The sequence below is a fragment of the Nocardia rhizosphaerae genome (assembly GCF_042650365.1).
Lineage (GTDB): Bacteria > Actinomycetota > Actinomycetes > Mycobacteriales > Mycobacteriaceae > Nocardia > Nocardia rhizosphaerae.
In genome coordinates this window covers 603,586-621,730 of record NZ_JBHSBA010000005.1, presented here as the reverse complement: position 1 = coordinate 621,730, position 18,145 = coordinate 603,586, and the positions used below count along the sequence as shown (strand labels likewise).

Below are 18,145 nucleotides of genomic sequence, written 5' to 3'. Positions count from 1 at the left end.
CGCCTCTCAGTACGCGTCACGAAGCTGGTGAGCGAGCGTGAGGAGACAGCAACCATGACCGACGATCCCCAGCACCGACCCGCCGATCAGGCCGCCGATCCCGGTTCGGGCGGCGCGGATCATCCCGGCGCCGCCCGGCAGGACCAGTTCCCGGCCGCGCAGCCGCACGCCGCGGCGCCGAACCGAGGCGGCCCGGCGAGCGAGGCAGAGCCGCCGTACCCGGTGGCACCCGAGGCCGGGGCGCCGTACCAGGGGAGCTCGCCGCAGCAGGGTGCCGCGCCGCCGTACGGAACCGGTGCGCAGCAGCACCCCGGCGCCGCCGGGCCCGCGAGCACGGCCGCCTTGCCCGGTTACGGCGCGGCATACGGGCACAGTCCAGGGCAACCGTCGTTCGGCGGTCAGCCAGGCCCCGGCTATCACGGTGGGCCCGCGGCGCCCTACACCCCCGATGCGTCGACACAGCGCAAGCCGATGCGGCTCGGCCTGGTGGCGGGTGCTGTCGCGCTGGCGCTGGTCAGCGGTGGCGTCGGCGGAGCGGTCGGGGTATTGGCGACCGGGTCGGAACCGGGGACGGTGACCAACGCGCTCGATGCGCCGAAGCCGAATGTCAACTCGGTCGCCAACGCGCCTGCCGGGTCCACCCAGGCGGTAGCTCAGCGGGTGCTGCCGAGCGTGGTGATGATCAAGGTGGCGGGCGCGCGCGCCTCGGGCGAGGGTTCGGGCGTCGTGCTGTCCTCCGACGGACTGATCCTCACCAACAATCACGTCGCGGCGGGTGCGGGCAACGGCGCCAAGATGGAAGTGGTGTTCAGCGACGGCAGTTCCGCGCCCGCCACCATGATCGGCGCCGATCCGGTGTCGGATCTGGCGGTCATCAAGGTCAGTGGTAAGACCGGGCTCACGCCGATCGAACTCGGCACCTCGGAGGGCTTGGCCGTCGGTCAGCCGGTGATCGCCATCGGTTCGCCGCTCGGCCTGGCGGGCACCGTCACCACCGGCATCGTCTCCGCGCTCAACCGCCCGGTCTCCACCAGCGGCCAGGGCACCCCGAGCCAGGTGAACCCGGTGATCGACGCGATCCAGACCGACGCGGCGATCAATCCGGGCAACTCCGGCGGCGCGCTGGTCGACGGGCAGGGCAAGCTGATCGGTATCAACACCGCCATCGCCAGCCTCGGCGGCGAGCTGACCGGCGCGCAGAGCGGATCGATCGGCCTCGGCTTCGCCATCCCGGTCGATCAGGCCCGCCGGGTCGCCGATGAACTCATCAAGACCGGGCGCGCCACCTACGCCCAGATCGGCATCAAACTGCGGCCCCAGGACAGCGCGGCCAGAGTACTCGAGGTGACCCAGGACGGCCCGGCCGCAAAGGCGGGCGTGCCCGCGGGCGCGATCGTCACCCGGCTCGGCGACCGCCCGATCGATTCCGGCGACGCGCTGATCGCCGCGGTCCGTTCGCACCAACCGGGCGACACGGTGTCGCTCACCTACACCGACGAGCAGGGCGGCAACGCCACGACGGTCGAGGTCACCCTCACCGCCGCGGCGGCGGAAGGCGGGCGATGATGCGTTCGAGCGCGGCGCTGTCGTGTGTAAGCGCTACGGTGATGAGCATGGACATCGATGCTCCCGTGGCAGGGCGGGCACTGGTTGTTGTCGTCGACGATCGGACGGCGCATGGCGGGGTGGATTCGCTCGGCCCGCTCGTCACCGAACTGCTCAGCGAGGCAGGGTTCCTCGTCGACGCCTCGGTGACGGTGCAGGCCGAGGAGGTCGAGATCCGCAATGCCCTCAACACCGCGGTGATCGGTGGTGTCGATCTGGTGATCTCGGTCGGCGGCACCGGGATGTCGCCGCGCGATGTCACCCCCGAGGCCACCAATCAGGTGCTCGACCGGGAGCTGCCCGGCATCACCGAGGCGCTGCGCGCGTCCGGCCGGGTGGCGGGCTCGCTCGACGCGGGCCTCTCGCGTGGCGTCGCCGGGATCTCCGGCAGCACCCTGGTGGTGAACCTGCCCGGCACCCGCTCGGCGATCCGCGACGGCATGGCGACACTCGGCCCGCTGGCGAGCCGGGTGATCGGTGAGCTGTCCGGTCTGGACGAGTGAGGGTCGTGCGATGAACCCGTCGGACAGCGCGTCACCGCCGGATCCCGAGGCCGCCCGGCGCAAGGCCGCCGAGGCCGCCCGGCTGGCCCGGATCTTCGGTGATGTGCTGCCCGAAACCACCGGCGACGAACGCGGCGCCGGGCCCGCGGACAACGACGAATGGTTACGCTCGCAGGTTCCACCGCATCACGGGTGACCATTCCGTTATCTACGTAGCCGCTACGTAATAAGCCACGTCTGAAATGCCGGTTCCGGCCCGCCGGTGCCCCGCCGACAATTCCCCAGGACCACGCGAAAGCGTGGTCCTTTGTCGTTTCCGGGCGGCACGCCCGCCGTGAACTGTGCTGGTCGATACCCCTTGACTCCCTTGTTACTGGCGGGATAAATGCACGTCAGGGCATGTGAGTCGGGTCGATTCTGTGACTGGCGTCACAATGAAATTTACGAACTGTTTTGTTGCTGGACCACCAATGGAGCGTTTAATGTTCGCCAGCGAGCCATCAACTATTGGTCCCCGCAGTACCTGACTTCTATGCGTTGAACCACCCGGTGGAGCCGTGGCTCGGGTTCACCACACCGGCCCCAGCCGTATCGTTGAAATAACAGTTGGTTACGTAACGGCAACAAATGGGCGACACACTGAGCTGGGCCTGTGAGGTCCACCGTCCGGTCTCGAAAGTCGGGGCCGGCTGTTACACCTGATGAGGGGAAGTATGAGCGAGAACCGCACCACCGGTGTGCGCCGCGGCGCCCGTGCCGCGGGCGTCGGCGCTGCCGCGGCCGCCGTGGCTTTCGGCCTGCTGTCGACCGGCGCCGCCAATGCCGACACCTTCGTGCCGTTGCCGGACGGTCAGAAGGTCGGTCCCGACGTGACCATCACCCGCACGGGTGAGAGCGCCCTGATTTCGCCGTCCCTGGCCGCCAACGGCGCTGGTCGCGTCGTCTGGGTCTCCGGCTCCGCGATCGCCGAGGTCGCTGTGACCCCCGAGGGCGAGGTCGGACCGTGGAACGGTCCGTCCGGCCGCCCCGGTTCGAACAACTCCTCCACCCACGGCGCCTCCCAGCTGAACACCGGCTACATCGTCGGCTGCCAGGTGAGCATCGCCGATGACGCGATCGGCGCCGGTGTGTCCGGCGGCGTCAGCACCGGTGGTATCAGCGCGGGCGGCTCGATCGGCGTCAACCTCGGCCCCGGCGAGGTCAAGTTCGTCCAGATCAGCTCGAAGGACATCCTGAAGGCGGGCACCTACGCCATCGACTACCAGGACGCGGAAATCGAGATCCAGGGCTGCGCGGGTTACGCGCAGGCCAGGGCGTACACGGTGGTCGAGATCATCGGCGACCACTACTCGAAGACGACCCTCTACGGCATGCCGTTCAGCATCGGCTGACGTCTTTCGGACACGACGAATCTTCTTCTCGCTGCGGCGAACTCAATCCTCGAGGGACAAATCCTATGATCAACCGTAAGTTCATGGCGCGGATGGCGGGCGTCGGCGCCGCGGCCACCGTGGCCGTCGGCCTGTTCTCCACGGGCGCGGCCAATGCCGACACCTTCGTTCCGCTGCCGGGCGGCCACATCACCAAGACCCTGTCCGACGGCACCGTCGTCGACATCAGCCTGGTGGGTGAGTCGGCGCTCATCAGCCCGTCGATGGGCTCCACCCCGGTCCACCGCAACGCGTGGGTCTCCGGTAGCGCGCAGGTCACCGTCTCCGACGGCGGCAGCGGCAAGATCTACCCGGGCTACACCGTGGGTTGCCAGGTCAATATCGCCGGTGGCGGTGTCTCCGGCGACGGCTCGGTCGAGAGTGACTGGGAAGGCAACGGCGCCGGCGGCGTCGGCGCCGGCGGTGAGCTGTCGCTCGGCCCCGGCCAGGCGGCGTCGTTCTACATTCTCGACCGTGAGAAGCCCGACGACTACGGCGACGAATCGCACAGCTCGAACAACGGTTTCACGAACGGTTCCGGCTCGGTGACCTGGTCTGATTCGACCATCGGCCTGACCGGCTGTGGCGGCTACGCGCAGGCTCGCGCCTTCGTGAGCGTCGAGGTCGAGACCGACAACGTCATCAGCTGGGTGACGCTGTGGGGTCAGCCGTTCAGCCTGGGCTGATCTGCTCGAACCCGAAGTATCGCGGGCCGGTCGCAGTGGCGACCGGCCCGCTTTCGTTGTGTCGTCGATCCGTATGCGCTGGACATCGACGGACCCGCTCATTATGTTTGTGGCGAATCGACTGCCTCGCAGTTTTCAGCTTCTCGATAGACCTTCCGGCTGGGCGAATCCGCCCTGTTGCCAGCGGCGTTGTCTGCGGACACGTCTGGGCTGGGTCCGGGCGCAGCAACAGATATCGGCCTCGACGGTCGAGGTCGATTTGCGTATACCTCGAGGGGAAGTATGAGCGAGTTCCGCACCATCCGCTCGCGTCGCGGCGCCGTGGGCGCAGGCGTCGCGGTGGCCGCCGTGACGATGGGCCTGCTGTCGGCCGGTGCAGCCAACGCCGACACCTTTGTCCCGCTGCCGGACGGCCAGAAGCTCGGCCCCGGCGTGACCATCACCCGCACCGGCGAGCGCGCCACCATCTCACCCTCCCTGGCCGCCAACGGCGCGGGCCGGGTGGCCTGGGTGTCCGGCACGGCGATCGCCGAAGTCACCGAGACTCCGGAGGGCGAGGTCGGACCGTGGAACGGTCCGTCCAATCGACCCGGCTCCAACAATTCCTCCACCCACGGTGCCTCCCAGCTGAACACCGGCTACATCGTCGGCTGCCAGGTGAGCATCGCCGATGACGCGATCGGTGCCGGACTCTCCGGCGGTGTCTCTTCCAGCGGTGTCAGCGCGGGTGGCTCCGTCGGCCTGAATCTCGGTCCTGGCCAGGTCGGCTTCGTCCAGATCAGCTCCAAGGACATCCTCGAGCCCGGCACCTACGCCATCGACTACCAGGATGCCGAGATCCAGATCCAGGGTTGCGGCGGCTACGCCCAGGCGCGTTCCTACACGGTGGTCGAGATCATCGGCGATCACTACTCCAAGACCTCGCTGTACGGCCAGCCGTTCAGCATCGGCTGAGTCGTCTCGTCCGAATCCCATTCTCGCTTCACCGAATTCACCCTCGAGGGGTCCACTCAGATGATCAATCGCAAGAGCGTGACGCGGACGGCAGGCTTCGCCGCCGCTGCGACCGTGGCGTTCGGCTTGCTCTCGACCGGGGCCGCCAACGCCGACACCTTCGTTCCGCTGCCCGGCGGCGAGATCACCAGGACGCTGTCCGACGGCACAGTGGTGACCGTGCGGCTGGTCGGCGAATCGGCCAATATCAATCCGTCGCTGGGTTCGACTCCCGCGCACCGCAATGCGTGGGTCTCCGGGAGCGCCCAGGTGTCGGTGTCCGGCGGGGGCGATGCCTCCGGCGGCAAGATCTACCCGGGCTACACCGTTGGCTGCCAGGTGAACATCGCCGGCGGCGGCACGGAAGGTGGAGCCGAAGGCGGGGTCGACGACACGGGTGCGGGCTCCGGTGGTGTCTCGACCGGTGGTGAGCTGTCGCTCGGCCCCGGCCAGGCCCAGTCGTTCTACATCCTCGACTTGGAGGCGCCGGACGACTACGGCAACGAAGCACACCACAAACGGAACAAGTTCCAGGGTTCCAACGGCTCGGTGACCTGGGCCGACGAGACCATCTCGCTGAGCGGCTGCGGCGGCTACGCGCAGGCCCGCTCGTTCGTGAGCGTCGAGGTGGAGACCGACAATGTGATCAGCTGGGTCACCCTGTGGGGCCAGCCGTTCAGCCTCGGCTGAACACGGCGCCGCGTGCGATCTCGGGCCCCGGTCGTCTCGGCCGGGGCCCGATTGCCGTGCCTTGATTCAGGATTCGCGCTTTCCGCCCGCGCTGTTGTGCTGCTCGGCGAGCAGATCGCGAATCTGCAGCAACACCTCGCTGTCGCTGAGCTTCTCGTCTTCCTTGGAGAAGCGCTTCTTGGCCGCGGCGGCGGGCACCACCAGCACGAAATACAGAATGGCGGCGATCAGCAGGAAATTGATGCCCGCGGTGATGATCGGGCCGACCTCGATGAAAGTCGCCGGTTTGTCCGCGACCAACTGGAACCCGAGGCCCATCTCGTTGCTGCCACCGAACACCGCGAGCAGGGGATTGACGATCCCGTCGGTGAACGCGGTGACGATCGCGACGAAGGCGGTACCCATGACGACCGCGACGGCCAGGTCGATCACGTTGCCGCGGAGCAGGAATTCCTTGAAACCTTTGAGCATGGCGTTGCGCTCCATTCTCGGGAAAAAGCTGCGAACGTTCGTGCTGGTTCGTGCTGATGGTAATCAGCCGTGCGGCAAATTGCCCGCGAACCGAAGAGTGACGGCGCTGACAATGCGTGCCATTCGCCGCGGTGGGGTCAGTGGAAGACGACGGTGAGCGCGGTCCGCAGCGAGGCGCCCGCCACCGCGGTCGCGTAGTCGGCGGCCAGCGCGAGCAATACCACCCGCTCGGCGCCGGGCCGCCGGTCGCCGGGGGCGGTGACCAGGACGACGGCTGCGTCGGTGGCCAGCGTGCGGGCCGGTGCGCTCGCACCGGGGGCGCCCGCGTCTTCTACGCCGACGACGTCCACCCGGTCGCCCGCGCGCAGCACCTCGGCCACCGCGGAATCGGCGAGCCGGATGGGCACGATCCTGGCGTCGGGGGTGCCGACTGCGGCCGCGGCCAGTCGCGGTCCGACGACGCGCAGATCGGTGAAGGTCTCGCCGGCGTGCATGGCGCCGGTGAGGGTGGCGCCGAGCAGGGGAGCGGTCTCGGTGACGGCGCCAGGTGGCAGCGACCGGGATTCGTGCCGGTCGACGCGCAGGTCGGCGGCGGTGAGCAGGGTGCCAGGCGTGAGTTCGCGGGCGGCGACCACCACCGGCTGCCGCGCCGTGCCGGGATCGCCGCGCGCGAACAGCGCGAGGGCGGTGAGTGCGAGGGCGGCGGCGAGCACACGCCGGGCGAGCAGGGCATCGGCCCAGGCGGGGCGGTTACCGAGGGCGGAGCGCCAGGAGCTACCACGGCCCAGATCGGCAAGACTGCGGGTCATACCGAGAGCCTAGGAGTGCGGCAGGCCGTGAAAGCCCACGAAAGTGCTGGTTGTGGATAACCAGCGGGCTGTGGATAACTCGGCTCAGCCTGCGGCGGCGGGCGCGGTGCTCGTGCTCGACGCGGGAGTACTGCTGCTGCTACTGCTGTCGCCGCCGCCGTTGGACTCGGCGGACTTGGCGGGCTCGCTGGCGGTGGACGCGCCGCCGCGGCTGTCGGTGCGGTAGAAGCCGCTGCCCTTGAAGACGATGCCGACCGAGTTGAACAGCTTGCGCAGCTTTCCGGCGCACTGCGGGCATTCCGTCAGTGTGTCGTCGGAGAAGGACTGCACGATGTCGAAGCGATTGTCACACTGGGTGCACGCGTACGAATAAGTTGGCACAGGATCCTCCGCAAGTCTCGTCGACCTAGCACTCTACCGCCGACAGTGCCAACCTCGCCAATCGCCGTTTCATTCCGGGCGAAGGTCCAGTTCGCGCAATCCGCCGCCGGGCGTCACCGCCCAGCCCATCCGGTGGTCGTGTGGTTCCTCCGGCAGCCGATCGACCAGCTCGCTGTCGCGGACCACCGCGATCAGTCGGGCCGCCGGATCGGCTGCCCCGAGCGTGCGGTCGTAGTACCCGGCGCCACGGCCGAGCCGCACGCCACGCCGGTCCACCGCGAGCGCGGGCACCAGGATCGAGGCGGCCGTGGCCACCGTGCCGGGCGGCAGGGTGGGCGTCGTCGGTTCGCGCAGGCCGTAGCGCGCCTTGCGCAGCGAATCGGCGCCCTCGTAGCGCGCCCAGCACAGCGGCCCCGGCTCGCCGGTCACCGGCAGCAACACCGTGGCGTCGCGCTCGCGCAGCGCGTCGAGCATGCGCAGATCGCCCGGCTCGCCCCGGATCGGGACATAGGCGCATACCACCACGTCCGGCCCGGCCAGCGGACCGATCGCCGCCGCGAGCGCGGCCGCCTCCGCGGCGTGCTCGGTGGTCGCGAGCTGGGCACGTTCGGCCAGGATGCGGTCACGCCACGCATATTTGGTGCGCTCACCGGGCATCTCCACAGCGACCACCCTAAGCTCTTGCCGACGCGGGATCGTCGCGACAAGACGATCGGACGCCCCACGCTGAATGGATAGGGTATACGCATGACAGCCAAGACTTCCGGTTTCCGCACTGCGGTGGTACCCGCGGCCGGACTCGGGACCCGGTTTCTGCCTGCCACCAAGACGGTGCCCAAGGAGCTGCTGCCGGTGGTCGACACCCCCGGCATCGAACTGGTCGCCGCCGAGGCCGCCGATTCCGGCGCCGACCGGCTGGTGATCGTCACCTCGCCGGGCAAGGACGGCGTGGTCGCGCACTTCGTCGAGGATCTGGTGCTGGAGAGCACCCTCGCCGAGCGCGGCAAGTTCGCCCTGCTCGAGAAGGTCCGCAAGGCGCCTGCCCTGCTCGATGTGACCTCGGTCGTGCAGGAGGAGCCGCTCGGGCTCGGCCACGCGGTGGCCCAGGCCGAATCGGTTCTCGACGATGACGAGGACGCCATCGCGGTGCTGCTGCCCGACGACCTGGTGCTGCCGTGCGGGGTACTCGAGACGATGAGCCGGGTGCGCCGCGAGCGCGGCGGTTCGGTGCTGTGCGCCATCGACGTGCCGAAGTCGCAGGTCAGCGCCTACGGTGTCTTCGACGTGGAAGACCTCACCGAGGGCTCGGAGGCCGATGTGCTGCGGGTCAGGGGCATGGTCGAGAAGCCGGCCCTGGCCGACGCGCCGTCCACCTACGCCGCCGCCGGTCGCTACCTGCTCGACCGCGTGATCTTCGACGCACTGCGCCGGATCGAGCCGGGTGCGGGCGGAGAACTGCAGATCACCGATGCCATCGCCCTGCTCATCGCCGAGGGCCACCCGGTCCATGTGGTCGTGCACCGTGGGTCGCGCCACGATTTGGGTAACCCGGGCGGCTATCTTCGAGCTGCCGTGGATTTCGCCCTCGAGCGGGAGGAATACGGTCCGCAACTGCGTGAGTGGCTGAACTTCCGGCTGAGCCCGGAATGGGATCCCCAGTCGCCCAGCGCATAGTGAGTAGTACAGCAGGCAGGCAGACGCCGATAGACACAGGAGCTCGATGCGCTCGGTTGAGGATCAGCTGATCAAGGTCACCGCGGCCGCGGTCGCACCGCGGCCGGTCCGGGTCGCGATATCCGAGGCCCAGGGTTTGCTGTGCGCGGAGGACGTCGTCACCGAGCGTCCGCTGCCCGGTTTCGATCAGGCCGCCATCGACGGCTACGCGGTGCGCAGCGTCGACGTGGCCGCCGCGGGCACCGATGTGCGCGACGAGGAGGGCGAGCTCATCGACCTCACCCTGCCGGTGGTCGGCGAGGTGGTGGCCGGTTCGCGGCAGCCCATCCGGTTGCAGCCGCGCCAGACTGTCCGGGTCGATACCGGCGCTCCGCTGCCGACCCTCGCCGACGCGGTGCTACCGGTGGACTTCACCGACGGCGGCCGCGCCAGGATCAAGGTCTTCGAGCCGGTGCGTTCCGGCGACTACGTGCGCCGGATCGGTGACGACGTGCAGCCCGGCGATGTGGCGGTCCGTGCGGGCACCATCATCGGCGCCGCCCAGGTCGGCCTGCTGGCCGCAGTCGGCCAGGACAAAGTGCTGGTGCATCCGCGTCCCCGGCTGTCGGTGATCTCCATCGGTGGCGAGCTGATCGATATCGACCGCACTCCCGGCCCCGGCCAGGTCTACGACGTGAACTCCTACGCACTGGCCGCCGCCGCGCGCGATGCCGGCGCCGATGTGAACCGCGTCGGCATCGTCAGCGCCGATCCGCGCAGGTTGCGCGATGTGGTCGAGGGCCAGCTGGTGCGTTCGGAGGTCGTGGTGATCGCGGGCGCGGTCGGCGGCTGGGCGTCGGAGCAGGTGCGCGAGGCGCTCGACGGGCTCGGTGAGCTCGAGGTCGAACGGGTGGCGATGCATCCCGGCTCGGTGCAGGGTTTCGGCAGGCTCGGCCGCGACGAGGTGCCCACCTTCCTGCTGCCGTCGAATCCGGTGAGCGCGCTGGTGGTGTTCGAGGTGATGGTGCGTCCGCTGATCAGGATCGCGCTCGGGCGCAGGCAGCCGATGCGCCGGATCGTCAACGCCCGAACCATCACGCCGATCACCTCCATGCCGGGCCGCAAGGGTTACCTGCGCGCGCAGCTGCTGCGCGACGAGGCCACCGGCGACTATCTGGTGCAGCCGCTCGGCAACGGGAACGGTGGGTCATCGCACCTGCTCGCGACGCTGGCCGAGGCGAACAGCCTGATCGTCGTCGACCCCGACGACACCGATTTCCGCACCGGCGACGAGGTTCGGGTGGCGTTCCTGGCGCAGCGCGGCTGAAACGTGGAGTCGATGAACGTCTTCCGGTCGGGGCAGCATCCCGGCTGGCCCGCCCGGCTCGGACCGGTGACCGTGCAGGCCGGCCAGGTGACTTTGCGGCCGGTGCGCTTTCGTGACGCCGCGGCCTGGAGCCGCATCCGGCTACGCGACCGCGATCACCTGGAACGCTGGGAGCCCACCGGGCGCGGGAGCTGGGAGGCGCGCAATCACGCGTCGAACTGGCCGTCGCTGTGGACCAGCCTGAAGGCCGAGGCGCGGCGGGGCGCGATGATCCCGCTGGTGATCGAGGTCGACGGGCAGTTCAGCGGCCAGCTGACCATCGGCAATATCGTGCGCGGCGCGCTGCGTTCGGCCTGGATCGGCTACTGGGTGGCCAAGGATCTCGGCGGTCAGGGGGTGGCGACGGCGGCGCTCGCGCTCGGCCTCGACCACTGCTTCGGACCGGTGGGCCTGCACCGGGTCGAGGCGACGGTGCGGCCGGAGAACCTGGCCAGCCAGGCGGTGCTGCGCAATGTGGGCTTCCGCGAGGAGGGCATGCTGCGCCGCTACCTGGATGTGGACGGCGAATGGCGGGATCACCTGCTGGTGGGCTTGACGATCGAGGAGGTCGTCACCACGGTGGTCGATCGCCTGGTCAGAGAGGGTAGAGCGGCACTGCCGTGAAAATTCTGTTACTCATGTGGCAGGTGTGCACGGCGCGCCTGCCACCCGGGCAGGCGCGCCCGAATTAACCTACGGACGTCGGTAGTGCGTCCACAGATGGACAACACGCAGGCGGGGACGGGAGGTGATGACCGCGATGCCGAATTCGATCTTGTGGATCGGACTCGTCGTGCTGTGGGTCTTCGTCCTGTTCCCGATCCTGGCGGACCGGCACCCCCGGATCCGCCGCACCACCGATGCCGCACTCGCCACGCGTGTGCTGCACCGTGGCGGGGACCGGCGACGGATTCGCATCGGGGCGGCAGGCGGTCACGACAGTGACCCCGACTATCGGCCCCGAGTGCTGACCAAGCGCTCCCACCGCACTGATTCGGAGGATCGGATGACGACACCGGCCGACGAGCCCGTCACCGAAGCTGACGACGAGTCGCTCACCCCCACACCGGAACTCGAAGCCACAGCCAAGGACGACCAGGTACCTGACCTGGCCGCCGAGGAGTCGGGCGGCGCAGCCGATTCCGCGGTAGGCGAGGCCGATGACGCTGTCGCCGAGCGCGATTCGGATGCCGCCGACCCGGCCGAGGCCACCGACCCCGGCGTTGCCGCCGACGTCGACGACGTGCCGGTCGCGGCGGCACGGATCCCACCCGCGCCACCGGCCCGGTTGGAGGATGTCGCCGAGCCGCCCCCGGCCGAGGACGACGACTTCGTGCCGAACCGTCGAGGTCGCGGCGGCTACGACCCCGAAGCCGACGCCATCGCCCGCGCCGCCCGCTACAGCTTCCGCCAGCGTGCCGTGCTCGGCCTCATCATCGCCGTCATCCTGTTCGCCGCCTTCGGCCTGCTGCTGAACTCGATGTTCTGGTGGGCCTGCGGCCTGTCCACCGCGGTGCTGGTCGGCTACCTGGCCTACCTGCGTAAGCAGGTGCACGTGGAGGAGGAGATCCGCCGCCGCCGCGCGGCCCGCCTCGTCCGTGGCAAGCGCCGCGAGGAAACCGTTCCCGCGCCCGCCGAGGCCACCGCCAAGCGCACCATGGACCGCGACACCGCCCGCGCCCTGCGCCGCCGCTCCAGCCTGCTCGACACCGACGACGAGGACCCGATGTTCGAGCACCTGGAAACCTTCGATCCGGCCACCGCTCGTGCCCTGCGAACCCGCGTCGAAGACCTCGGCCGCGCCGTCGGCGAGTAACTGGTAGAACCACGCTAAAACAGCAGGTCAGAGTACCGATTCGGTATCCGGGCGCAACGCCTGATACAGTGTCACAGCGCGGTTCGCCAGAGCCGCACGGGGCTATAGCGCAGTTGGTAGCGCGTCTCGTTCGCATCGAGAAGGTCAGGGGTTCGATTCCCCTTAGCTCCACTCAGGAAAGGCTCATGCTCGTGGAGAGCATGAGCCTTTCCTCGTTTCGGCCTGTTCGGTCGCCGCTTCCCGGAACTGTCGCCTGGTACGGGTTCGGGGCGCTTGGGGTGGCTTGCCGTGTGCTCGGAGAAAAATGAGTGGCGCGGGATTTCCGGGGATTGTTATGGTGCGCTTCTCCTTGTTGATCGTGAGCGGGCTATCTGCCCGGGAAGAGGTGTTGATGCCCCGGCACGCGCCGAGCGCGCCTCGCCGCGCCGTGTGATCGCGCGTCCTGTCCGCCGCTGACTTCGGCGGCGACCGGACGTGTGTGTTCCGGTGCCAAGAACTCACTCGCGTGAATCGCGCGGGTTTCGTCGAGGATCCGCTCGGCCTGCTCCTGCTGTCATTGCCTGACCTCAGCCAAGGAGTAACCGGGTGTCCACCAACACCTTCCGTACCATCGACACGTTCAGCTGCATTCGATGCGGTCTTGTCGTCTCCACCTACGCCGCCGACGGCGCGCGGCGCAATCACTGCCCGTCCTGTCTGTACTCGCGGCATGTCGTCGACCAGGTCGACGGCGGTGTGAGCGACTGCGGGGCGCGCATGTCACCGATCGCCATCGCGGTGCCGCGTAGCGAGAACTGGATGCTCATCCACCGTTGCGCCCGCTGCGACGAGCTGACCGCGAACCCGGTCTGCGCCGACGACAACCAGCTCGTGCTCACCCGGATCGCGGTACGGCCACTCGCGCAGCCGCCGTTCCCGCTCGAAACCCTCGGTTGGTGACCATGCCACGGCACACGAACCGCGACCGCCACCGTCCCCAGCGACGCAAAACGGTGCGGCACAGCCACGATGGTCACGGCGACTTCCGCTGTGTCGCTTGCCGGCTCGACATCCCCATCCACGCACCGGGCACCGCGCACCGCAACCACTGCCCGACCTGCCTGGCCTCACTGCACGTGGACCGCAGGATCCCCGGCGACCGTGCCGCAGCCTGCCGGGGCCGGATGGAAGCGGTCGCCATGACCGCGCGTGCCGACGGCGAATGGATGCTCGTCCATCAGTGCCTGGCCTGTGGTGAGCTGAGCGTCAACCGCACCGCGGGCGACGACAACGCCCTCGCGCTGCTGCGCTTGGCGGTGCGTCCGCTCCGTGACAAAGCGCTGGCGGGCCGCGCACTGCTCACCTCGGAGCCGGGACGTCCGTCAGCGCGTTCGGCGATGGCGTCGACCGTGGTGCCGGGTGTTGCGGCGCCCGCCTGAGGAGTCGCTGGGCCAGTAGCGAATTCGAGGGGCATCTCCGCCCTGCTCGGCACGCGAGCAGGGCGGAGTCGCTCGTACTGCCAGCGGTGTGCCGGTGCGCAAGCTGCGCCAGGATCGAGCAGTTACTGCCCTGATCGGGCCGGGAACACTTGAGAAAATGAGAGAATGAAGCGACACTTCTCTCATTGCCTGTTTGACTCCGATCAAGGGAGATCGAGATGACCGCGTCCGTCGCCGCACGCACCCATACCCCGGCCGAACTGCCCCCGCGCCGGGCCCTCGGCCCGGGGACCCGCACCTGGGAGGAGATCGGGCTGGTCACGTTCTCGCTGACGGCCGGGTCGGCGTTCCTGCTGCAGACGATGGAGCCGACGATCTCGGCGGTCGTCGACGAGCACTCGACCTTCCGTACCGATCCGATCGGGCGGGCGGTGCGCAGCCTCTCGTCGGTGATGATGTGGGTCTACGGCGGCGAGGAGGGAGTCGCGGAGGCCGATCGCCTGCGCAGGATGCACGCCACGCTCAACACCACCGACGCCACCGGCGTCAAACATCAGGCCCTCGCCTCGTTCCCGTGGGCGTGGGTGCTGCACACCGGCACCTTCGCCTTCAGCGAGAACGCACGGTACTTCAGCCGCAAGCCACTCAGCGAGGCCGAGAAGCGCGCGTACTACGAGGAGACGTTGCAGCTCATGCGCAACTTCTCGGTGGCGCCCAAGGAGATCCCGGCCGACCACGCCGAGTTCGAGAAGTTCTTCGCCGACGTGGTCGAGAACCACCTCGAGGCCACCGGCACGGCCCGCGACTATCTGCGCACCATCCGCTCGATCGGCGCGCCGACCTGGCTGCCCCGCCCACTGCGCCCGCTGTGGAAACTGCTGCTGGCACCGATCGGGCGCATGCAGTACTTCGTCACCGTCGGTACCACCCCGGAAGCGGCCCGCCGCAAGCTCGGCCTCACCTGGAGCGCCGCCGACGAACGCAAATTGCGCGCGCTCGGCTGGGTGATCGCGCGCCTGGTCCCGCTGTTGCCCGAGCGTGTGCGGTATTTCCCGATCGCCTACGAGGCCCGCAAGCTCGACCGTGACCGCGCCCGGATGCGCTGGGTGATCGAACACCGGCCGATCTGAACCCCGATGCCGCCCGGACGGCGAGCGCAACAGCGTTGTTCACGAGGCGAGCGTGACCTCGACCAGCTCATCCAAATCGACGTCCGATCCCACTCGAAGTGCCTCGGCGAATTCCGCGTCGCCGAGGCGCTGCCTCGCGCGCTGCTCGATGCGGGCGGCGTCGGGTAGGGAGCGGTCGGGCATGCCTCTGATCGCGTCGGCCGCGGTCAAGAGCAGGACTACGCGCTCGTCCTGTCCGGTGCGCAGGGCGAGGTCCGCGATGCCGACGAGGACCTGCGCGAGCAAGGGCGCGTGGCCCGCCATCGATGCGGCGCGAAAGGCTCTGCGCCGGTGTTCGCCCGCGGCGTCGGAGTCCGCGGCGAGGTAGCCGAGCAGGTCGTGCACCATGGCGTCGACGACGGGTTGGTCGGCATCGGCGGCGAGCAGGGTCGTCGCGCGTGCGAGCCGCGTGTGCGCGAGCGCGGTGTCGCCGCTCCATCTGGCCAGCTCCGCGCCGATCAACTCGACCTCGGCGAGCGCGGTCGGCCAGCCGGAGCGGTCAGCGCACCGCTGCGCCTCGGCGAGGGCCGCCGCGCTCGCCTCGGCGTCGTCGAGCAGCCAGTGCAGCTGGGCTTGCCGCGCGCGCATGCGGACCACGTCCTCCAGCGTGCCGACCTCGGTGACCACGGCGATCGCCTCGTCGAAAAGCTCCACCGCGGAGGCGAATTCGCCGCGCATGGCGATCCGGTCGGCCAGCTCGGTGAGCGCGAACGAGATGCCCCAGCGTTCGCCGATGGCCCGGAATTCGGTGAGCGCCTGCGCGATCAGTTCCTCGGCCGCCGAACCGGAATGGCCGAGCACGGTGCGCAGCTTGCCGAGTTGCAGCCGGGCAAGTGCGCGGACCCACGGATCGTCGTCGGCGAGCAGCGATTCGAACGCGGGCAAGAACTCGCCGGGGCCGCCGAGCATGCGTTCCAGCGCGCCGGTGAACCGCAGGGCCGGGTGCCCGCCGGTGGACTTCCTGCTGTGCGCGTACGCCTTGTGGATCCAGTCCTCGACCCGGTGCTCGTCGTCGCGGCCCGAGGTGAGGAAGTGCACGGCCAGCCCGTACACCGTCGCGCTGGTCTCGTCGTCCACCTCGCCGGGGACAGCGGCCGCGGCGAGCACGAATTCGGTGCCCGCTGCCTTGTGCCCTGCCAGCCACCAGTACCAGCCCGCGGCCGCGGCGAGGCGCATGGCCGCCTGCGCGTCGGCGGCGACGAGCGCGCCGCGCATGGCGGTCGCGATGTTGTCGTGTTCGGCGCCGAGCACGGCGAGCCAGGTCAGCTGTTCGGCGCGGCGCAGGTGCGGCTCGGCGGTGTCTGCCAATGCGGTGAAGTGGGTGAGGTGCGCCCGGCGCGCGGAATCGGTGTCGCCTGCCTCGTCGAGCCGGGCGGCCGCGTACTGCTTGATCGTCTCGAGCATGCGATAGCGGGGGTTCTCGTCCGCGGTGACCACCAGCAGCGACTTCTCGGCCAGCGCGGTGAGCAGGTCGAGTACCTCCCACCGCTCGACCACGGTCCCGTCCGCGCAGATCTGTTCGGCCGCTTCCAGATTCGCGCCACCGGTACACACCGAGAGCCTGCGCAGCACCGTCTTCTCCGCGTCGGTGAGTAGTTCCCAGCTCCAGTCGACGACAGCGCGCAACGTCCTGTGCTGTGCGATCGCGGTGCGGCTACCGCCGGTGAGCAGGCGGAACCGGTCGTCGAGGCGGCGCGCGAGCTGGTCGAGCGACATCGTGCGCAGCCGGGCCGCTGCCAGTTCGATGGCCAGCGGGATGCCGTCGATGGCCCGGCAGATCCTGGCCATGGTCGCCAGGGTGGCGGCATCGGTGCCGAGGTCCTTGCGCACCGCGCCCGCCCGATCCCGCAGCAGCGCGACGGCGGGCGCGGACGCGATCGTGGCGGGGTCGGCGTCGTCGGCGGGCACGGTCAGCGGCTCGACCTGCCACAGTGCCTCGCCGGTGATGCCGAGCGGTTCCCGGCTGGTCGCGAGGATCCGCAGCCGGGTGCACTCGCCGAGCAGCCGGTGGGCGAAGCCTGCCACCGCGTCGATCAGGTGCTCGCAGTTGTCAAGGATGAGCAGCGTCTCGCGGTCCCGGATCGCGGCGATCAGCCGGTCGAGTGGTTCGGCGTCGGGGGCGTCACCGAGCAGCGCGTCGCGCAGGCCGAGCGCCGCGAACGCGGTCTGCGCCAGATCGCCGCCTGCGTCGGTGCCGGCGAGTTCCACCAGCCAGGCGCCGTCCGGGAGATCGCCGAGCATGGTCCGCGCGGTCTCCACGGCGAGCCTGGTCTTTCCGGCGCCGCCCGGCCCGGTGAGGGTGGTGAGCCGGTGCGCCGCGAGGAGCTCGCGGACGGCCGCGATATCGGCGCGCTTGCCCACATAGCTGGTGAGCTCGGCCCGCAGGTTCGTGGTGCGCTGTGTCGGCCGCGTGCCGATCTCCCCGCGCAACAGGGCGACATGCAGGTCGGACAGCTCCGCTGACGGGTCGACGCCCAATTCGTCGGCCAGTGCCTCCCTGGCACGCTGATACACCACCAGCGCCTCCGGCCCGCGCCCCGCGGCGCCGAGCGCACGCATGAGGGCGGCGACCAGCCGTTCCCGCACCGGATGCTCGGCCACCAGATCGGTGAGCTCGGCGACCAGTTCGGCGCCGCGACCGAGCCGCAGCTCGGCCTCGACGCAGTCCTCCGTTGCGGCCAGGTGCAGGGCGTCGAACCGCGCGCTCACCGGGTCCAAGGTCGCGCCGACATCGCGCAGGGGCGCACCACGCCACAGGCCGAGCGCCTCGCGCAGCAGCTCCGCCCTGCGTGCGTCGGCACCGCCGCGAGCCAGGTCGATGAGCTGTTCGAAGCGCACCGCGTCGACCGCGCCGGGGTCCACGGTCAGCCGGTAGCCGCCCGCGTGCACCTCGACGGCGCCGTCGGGCAGCAGCCGCCGCAATCGAGACACCAGTGCTTGCAAGGCATTCGCGGCCTCGGCCGGTGGCTGCTCGCCCCAGATCAGGTCGACCAGCCGTGACTTCGGCACGGCGCGACCCGGTTCCAGCGCCAGCGCGACCAGCAGCGTCCGCAGGCGGGTGCCCGGTATCGCTATCGAACCGCCGTCTCGCGTCCTGATCTCCAGCGGTCCGAGGATTCCGATCTGCACCTGGACCATTGTGCCTCGCACGGCAA

19 protein-coding genes and 1 tRNA gene are annotated in these 18,145 nt (G+C 69.6%); 15 read left to right on the top strand and 5 right to left on the bottom strand.

Features of this window, described 5'->3' with window-relative positions:
* Positions 1-54 precede the first annotated feature (54 nt).
* The 7 genes from ACFOW8_RS12695 (at position 55) to ACFOW8_RS12665 (ending at position 5,907) form a co-directional block, all read left to right on the top strand.
* Complete coding sequence (locus ACFOW8_RS12695; protein WP_378550427.1) at positions 55-1,566, top strand: S1C family serine protease; 1,512 nt, start codon at positions 55-57, stop codon at positions 1,564-1,566.
* Positions 1,563-2,108 carry a MogA/MoaB family molybdenum cofactor biosynthesis protein gene (locus tag ACFOW8_RS12690; protein ID WP_378550424.1) on the top strand — a complete coding sequence of 182 codons (546 nt, stop codon included), beginning with the start codon at positions 1,563-1,565 and terminating at the stop codon, positions 2,106-2,108. Before ACFOW8_RS12695 ends, ACFOW8_RS12690 begins: the two co-directional genes overlap by 4 nt.
* Before the next feature lie 10 nt (positions 2,109-2,118).
* Positions 2,119-2,304 (top strand): hypothetical protein, encoded by a 186-nt coding sequence (locus ACFOW8_RS12685; protein ID WP_378550421.1) that lies wholly within the window; start codon positions 2,119-2,121, stop codon positions 2,302-2,304.
* Positions 2,305-2,821: 517 nt separating this feature from the next.
* Positions 2,822-3,499: an MspA family porin gene (locus tag ACFOW8_RS12680; RefSeq protein ID WP_378550418.1), complete on the top strand. Its 678-nt coding sequence runs from the start codon at positions 2,822-2,824 to the stop codon at positions 3,497-3,499.
* A 65-nt stretch (positions 3,500-3,564) separates the two neighbouring features.
* Positions 3,565-4,224, top strand: a complete 660-nt coding sequence (locus ACFOW8_RS12675) for an MspA family porin (protein WP_378550415.1) — start codon at positions 3,565-3,567, stop codon at positions 4,222-4,224.
* Positions 4,225-4,506: 282 nt separating this feature from the next.
* A complete protein-coding gene (locus tag ACFOW8_RS12670; protein WP_378550412.1) occupies positions 4,507-5,178 on the top strand; it encodes an MspA family porin in 672 nt (223 codons plus the stop codon).
* A gap of 60 nt (positions 5,179-5,238) precedes the next feature.
* Complete coding sequence (locus tag ACFOW8_RS12665; protein WP_378550410.1) at positions 5,239-5,907, top strand: MspA family porin; 669 nt, start codon at positions 5,239-5,241, stop codon at positions 5,905-5,907.
* Positions 5,908-5,973: 66 nt separating this feature from the next.
* Here the strand turns inward: ACFOW8_RS12665 and mscL are convergent, their stop codons facing one another.
* From mscL to ACFOW8_RS12645, 4 genes are all read right to left on the bottom strand, one after another.
* Positions 5,974-6,378, bottom strand: coding sequence for a large conductance mechanosensitive channel protein MscL (mscL, locus tag ACFOW8_RS12660; protein WP_378550407.1), 405 nt, complete (start codon positions 6,376-6,378; stop codon positions 5,974-5,976).
* A gap of 137 nt (positions 6,379-6,515) precedes the next feature.
* Entirely contained in the window at positions 6,516-7,187 is a 672-nt protein-coding gene (locus ACFOW8_RS12655; RefSeq protein ID WP_378550404.1) for an SAF domain-containing protein, read from the bottom strand.
* 84 nt (positions 7,188-7,271) lie between these two features.
* Complete coding sequence (locus ACFOW8_RS12650; RefSeq protein WP_378550401.1) at positions 7,272-7,568, bottom strand: FmdB family zinc ribbon protein; 297 nt, start codon at positions 7,566-7,568, stop codon at positions 7,272-7,274.
* Positions 7,569-7,637: 69 nt separating this feature from the next.
* The gene (locus ACFOW8_RS12645) at positions 7,638-8,225 is read right to left on the bottom strand and encodes a 5-formyltetrahydrofolate cyclo-ligase (RefSeq protein WP_378550758.1); all 588 of its coding nucleotides are present in this window, start codon (positions 8,223-8,225) and stop codon (positions 7,638-7,640) included.
* A gap of 90 nt (positions 8,226-8,315) precedes the next feature.
* Here ACFOW8_RS12645 and ACFOW8_RS12640 point away from each other — a divergent pair, with 90 nt between their 5' ends.
* From ACFOW8_RS12640 to ACFOW8_RS12605, 8 genes are all read left to right on the top strand, one after another.
* Positions 8,316-9,242: a UTP--glucose-1-phosphate uridylyltransferase gene (locus ACFOW8_RS12640; RefSeq protein WP_378550398.1), complete on the top strand. Its 927-nt coding sequence runs from the start codon at positions 8,316-8,318 to the stop codon at positions 9,240-9,242.
* 46 nt (positions 9,243-9,288) lie between these two features.
* Entirely contained in the window at positions 9,289-10,548 is a 1,260-nt protein-coding gene (gene glp / locus ACFOW8_RS12635; protein WP_378550395.1) for a molybdotransferase-like divisome protein Glp, read from the top strand.
* A 12-nt stretch (positions 10,549-10,560) separates the two neighbouring features.
* Entirely contained in the window at positions 10,561-11,211 is a 651-nt protein-coding gene (locus tag ACFOW8_RS12630) for a GNAT family N-acetyltransferase (protein WP_378550392.1), read from the top strand.
* Between the two features lie 136 nt (positions 11,212-11,347).
* The gene (sepX, locus tag ACFOW8_RS12625; protein ID WP_378550389.1) at positions 11,348-12,403 is read left to right on the top strand and encodes a divisome protein SepX/GlpR; all 1,056 of its coding nucleotides are present in this window, start codon (positions 11,348-11,350) and stop codon (positions 12,401-12,403) included.
* A gap of 98 nt (positions 12,404-12,501) precedes the next feature.
* Positions 12,502-12,574: transfer RNA gene (locus tag ACFOW8_RS12620), tRNA-Ala, on the top strand.
* A 414-nt stretch (positions 12,575-12,988) separates the two neighbouring features.
* A complete protein-coding gene (locus ACFOW8_RS12615) occupies positions 12,989-13,342 on the top strand; it encodes an RNHCP domain-containing protein (RefSeq protein ID WP_378550386.1) in 354 nt (117 codons plus the stop codon).
* Between the two features lie 2 nt (positions 13,343-13,344).
* A complete protein-coding gene (locus ACFOW8_RS12610) occupies positions 13,345-13,821 on the top strand; it encodes an RNHCP domain-containing protein (RefSeq protein WP_378550756.1) in 477 nt (158 codons plus the stop codon).
* A gap of 218 nt (positions 13,822-14,039) precedes the next feature.
* Positions 14,040-14,951 (top strand): oxygenase MpaB family protein, encoded by a 912-nt coding sequence (locus ACFOW8_RS12605; RefSeq protein ID WP_378550383.1) that lies wholly within the window; start codon positions 14,040-14,042, stop codon positions 14,949-14,951.
* Positions 14,952-14,990: 39 nt separating this feature from the next.
* Here ACFOW8_RS12605 and ACFOW8_RS12600 read toward each other — a convergent pair whose 3' ends face one another.
* Positions 14,991-18,128: a BTAD domain-containing putative transcriptional regulator gene (locus tag ACFOW8_RS12600; protein WP_378550380.1), complete on the bottom strand. Its 3,138-nt coding sequence runs from the start codon at positions 18,126-18,128 to the stop codon at positions 14,991-14,993.
* Between the last annotated feature and the right edge of the window lie 17 nt (positions 18,129-18,145).

Excerpts from the sequence above, each read along its gene's own strand:
- ACFOW8_RS12695 (WP_378550427.1), top strand. The coding sequence starts at position 55 with ATGACCGACGATCCCCAGCACCGACCCGCCGATCAGGCCGCCGATCCC.
- ACFOW8_RS12690 (WP_378550424.1), top strand. The coding sequence starts at position 1,563 with ATGATGCGTTCGAGCGCGGCGCTGTCGTGTGTAAGCGCTACGGTGATG.
- ACFOW8_RS12685 (WP_378550421.1), top strand. The coding sequence starts at position 2,119 with ATGAACCCGTCGGACAGCGCGTCACCGCCGGATCCCGAGGCCGCCCGG.
- ACFOW8_RS12680 (WP_378550418.1), top strand. The coding sequence starts at position 2,822 with ATGAGCGAGAACCGCACCACCGGTGTGCGCCGCGGCGCCCGTGCCGCG.
- ACFOW8_RS12675 (WP_378550415.1), top strand. The coding sequence starts at position 3,565 with ATGATCAACCGTAAGTTCATGGCGCGGATGGCGGGCGTCGGCGCCGCG.
- ACFOW8_RS12670 (WP_378550412.1), top strand. The coding sequence starts at position 4,507 with ATGAGCGAGTTCCGCACCATCCGCTCGCGTCGCGGCGCCGTGGGCGCA.
- ACFOW8_RS12665 (WP_378550410.1), top strand. The coding sequence starts at position 5,239 with ATGATCAATCGCAAGAGCGTGACGCGGACGGCAGGCTTCGCCGCCGCT.
- mscL (WP_378550407.1), bottom strand. The coding sequence starts at position 6,378 with ATGCTCAAAGGTTTCAAGGAATTCCTGCTCCGCGGCAACGTGATCGAC.
- ACFOW8_RS12655 (WP_378550404.1), bottom strand. The coding sequence starts at position 7,187 with ATGACCCGCAGTCTTGCCGATCTGGGCCGTGGTAGCTCCTGGCGCTCC.
- ACFOW8_RS12645 (WP_378550758.1), bottom strand. The coding sequence starts at position 8,225 with ATGCCCGGTGAGCGCACCAAATATGCGTGGCGTGACCGCATCCTGGCC.
- ACFOW8_RS12640 (WP_378550398.1), top strand. The coding sequence starts at position 8,316 with ATGACAGCCAAGACTTCCGGTTTCCGCACTGCGGTGGTACCCGCGGCC.
- glp (WP_378550395.1), top strand. The coding sequence starts at position 9,289 with ATGCGCTCGGTTGAGGATCAGCTGATCAAGGTCACCGCGGCCGCGGTC.
- ACFOW8_RS12630 (WP_378550392.1), top strand. The coding sequence starts at position 10,561 with ATGAACGTCTTCCGGTCGGGGCAGCATCCCGGCTGGCCCGCCCGGCTC.
- sepX (WP_378550389.1), top strand. The coding sequence starts at position 11,348 with ATGCCGAATTCGATCTTGTGGATCGGACTCGTCGTGCTGTGGGTCTTC.
- ACFOW8_RS12610 (WP_378550756.1), top strand. The coding sequence starts at position 13,345 with ATGCCACGGCACACGAACCGCGACCGCCACCGTCCCCAGCGACGCAAA.
- ACFOW8_RS12605 (WP_378550383.1), top strand. The coding sequence starts at position 14,040 with ATGACCGCGTCCGTCGCCGCACGCACCCATACCCCGGCCGAACTGCCC.
- ACFOW8_RS12600 (WP_378550380.1), bottom strand. The coding sequence starts at position 18,128 with ATGGTCCAGGTGCAGATCGGAATCCTCGGACCGCTGGAGATCAGGACG.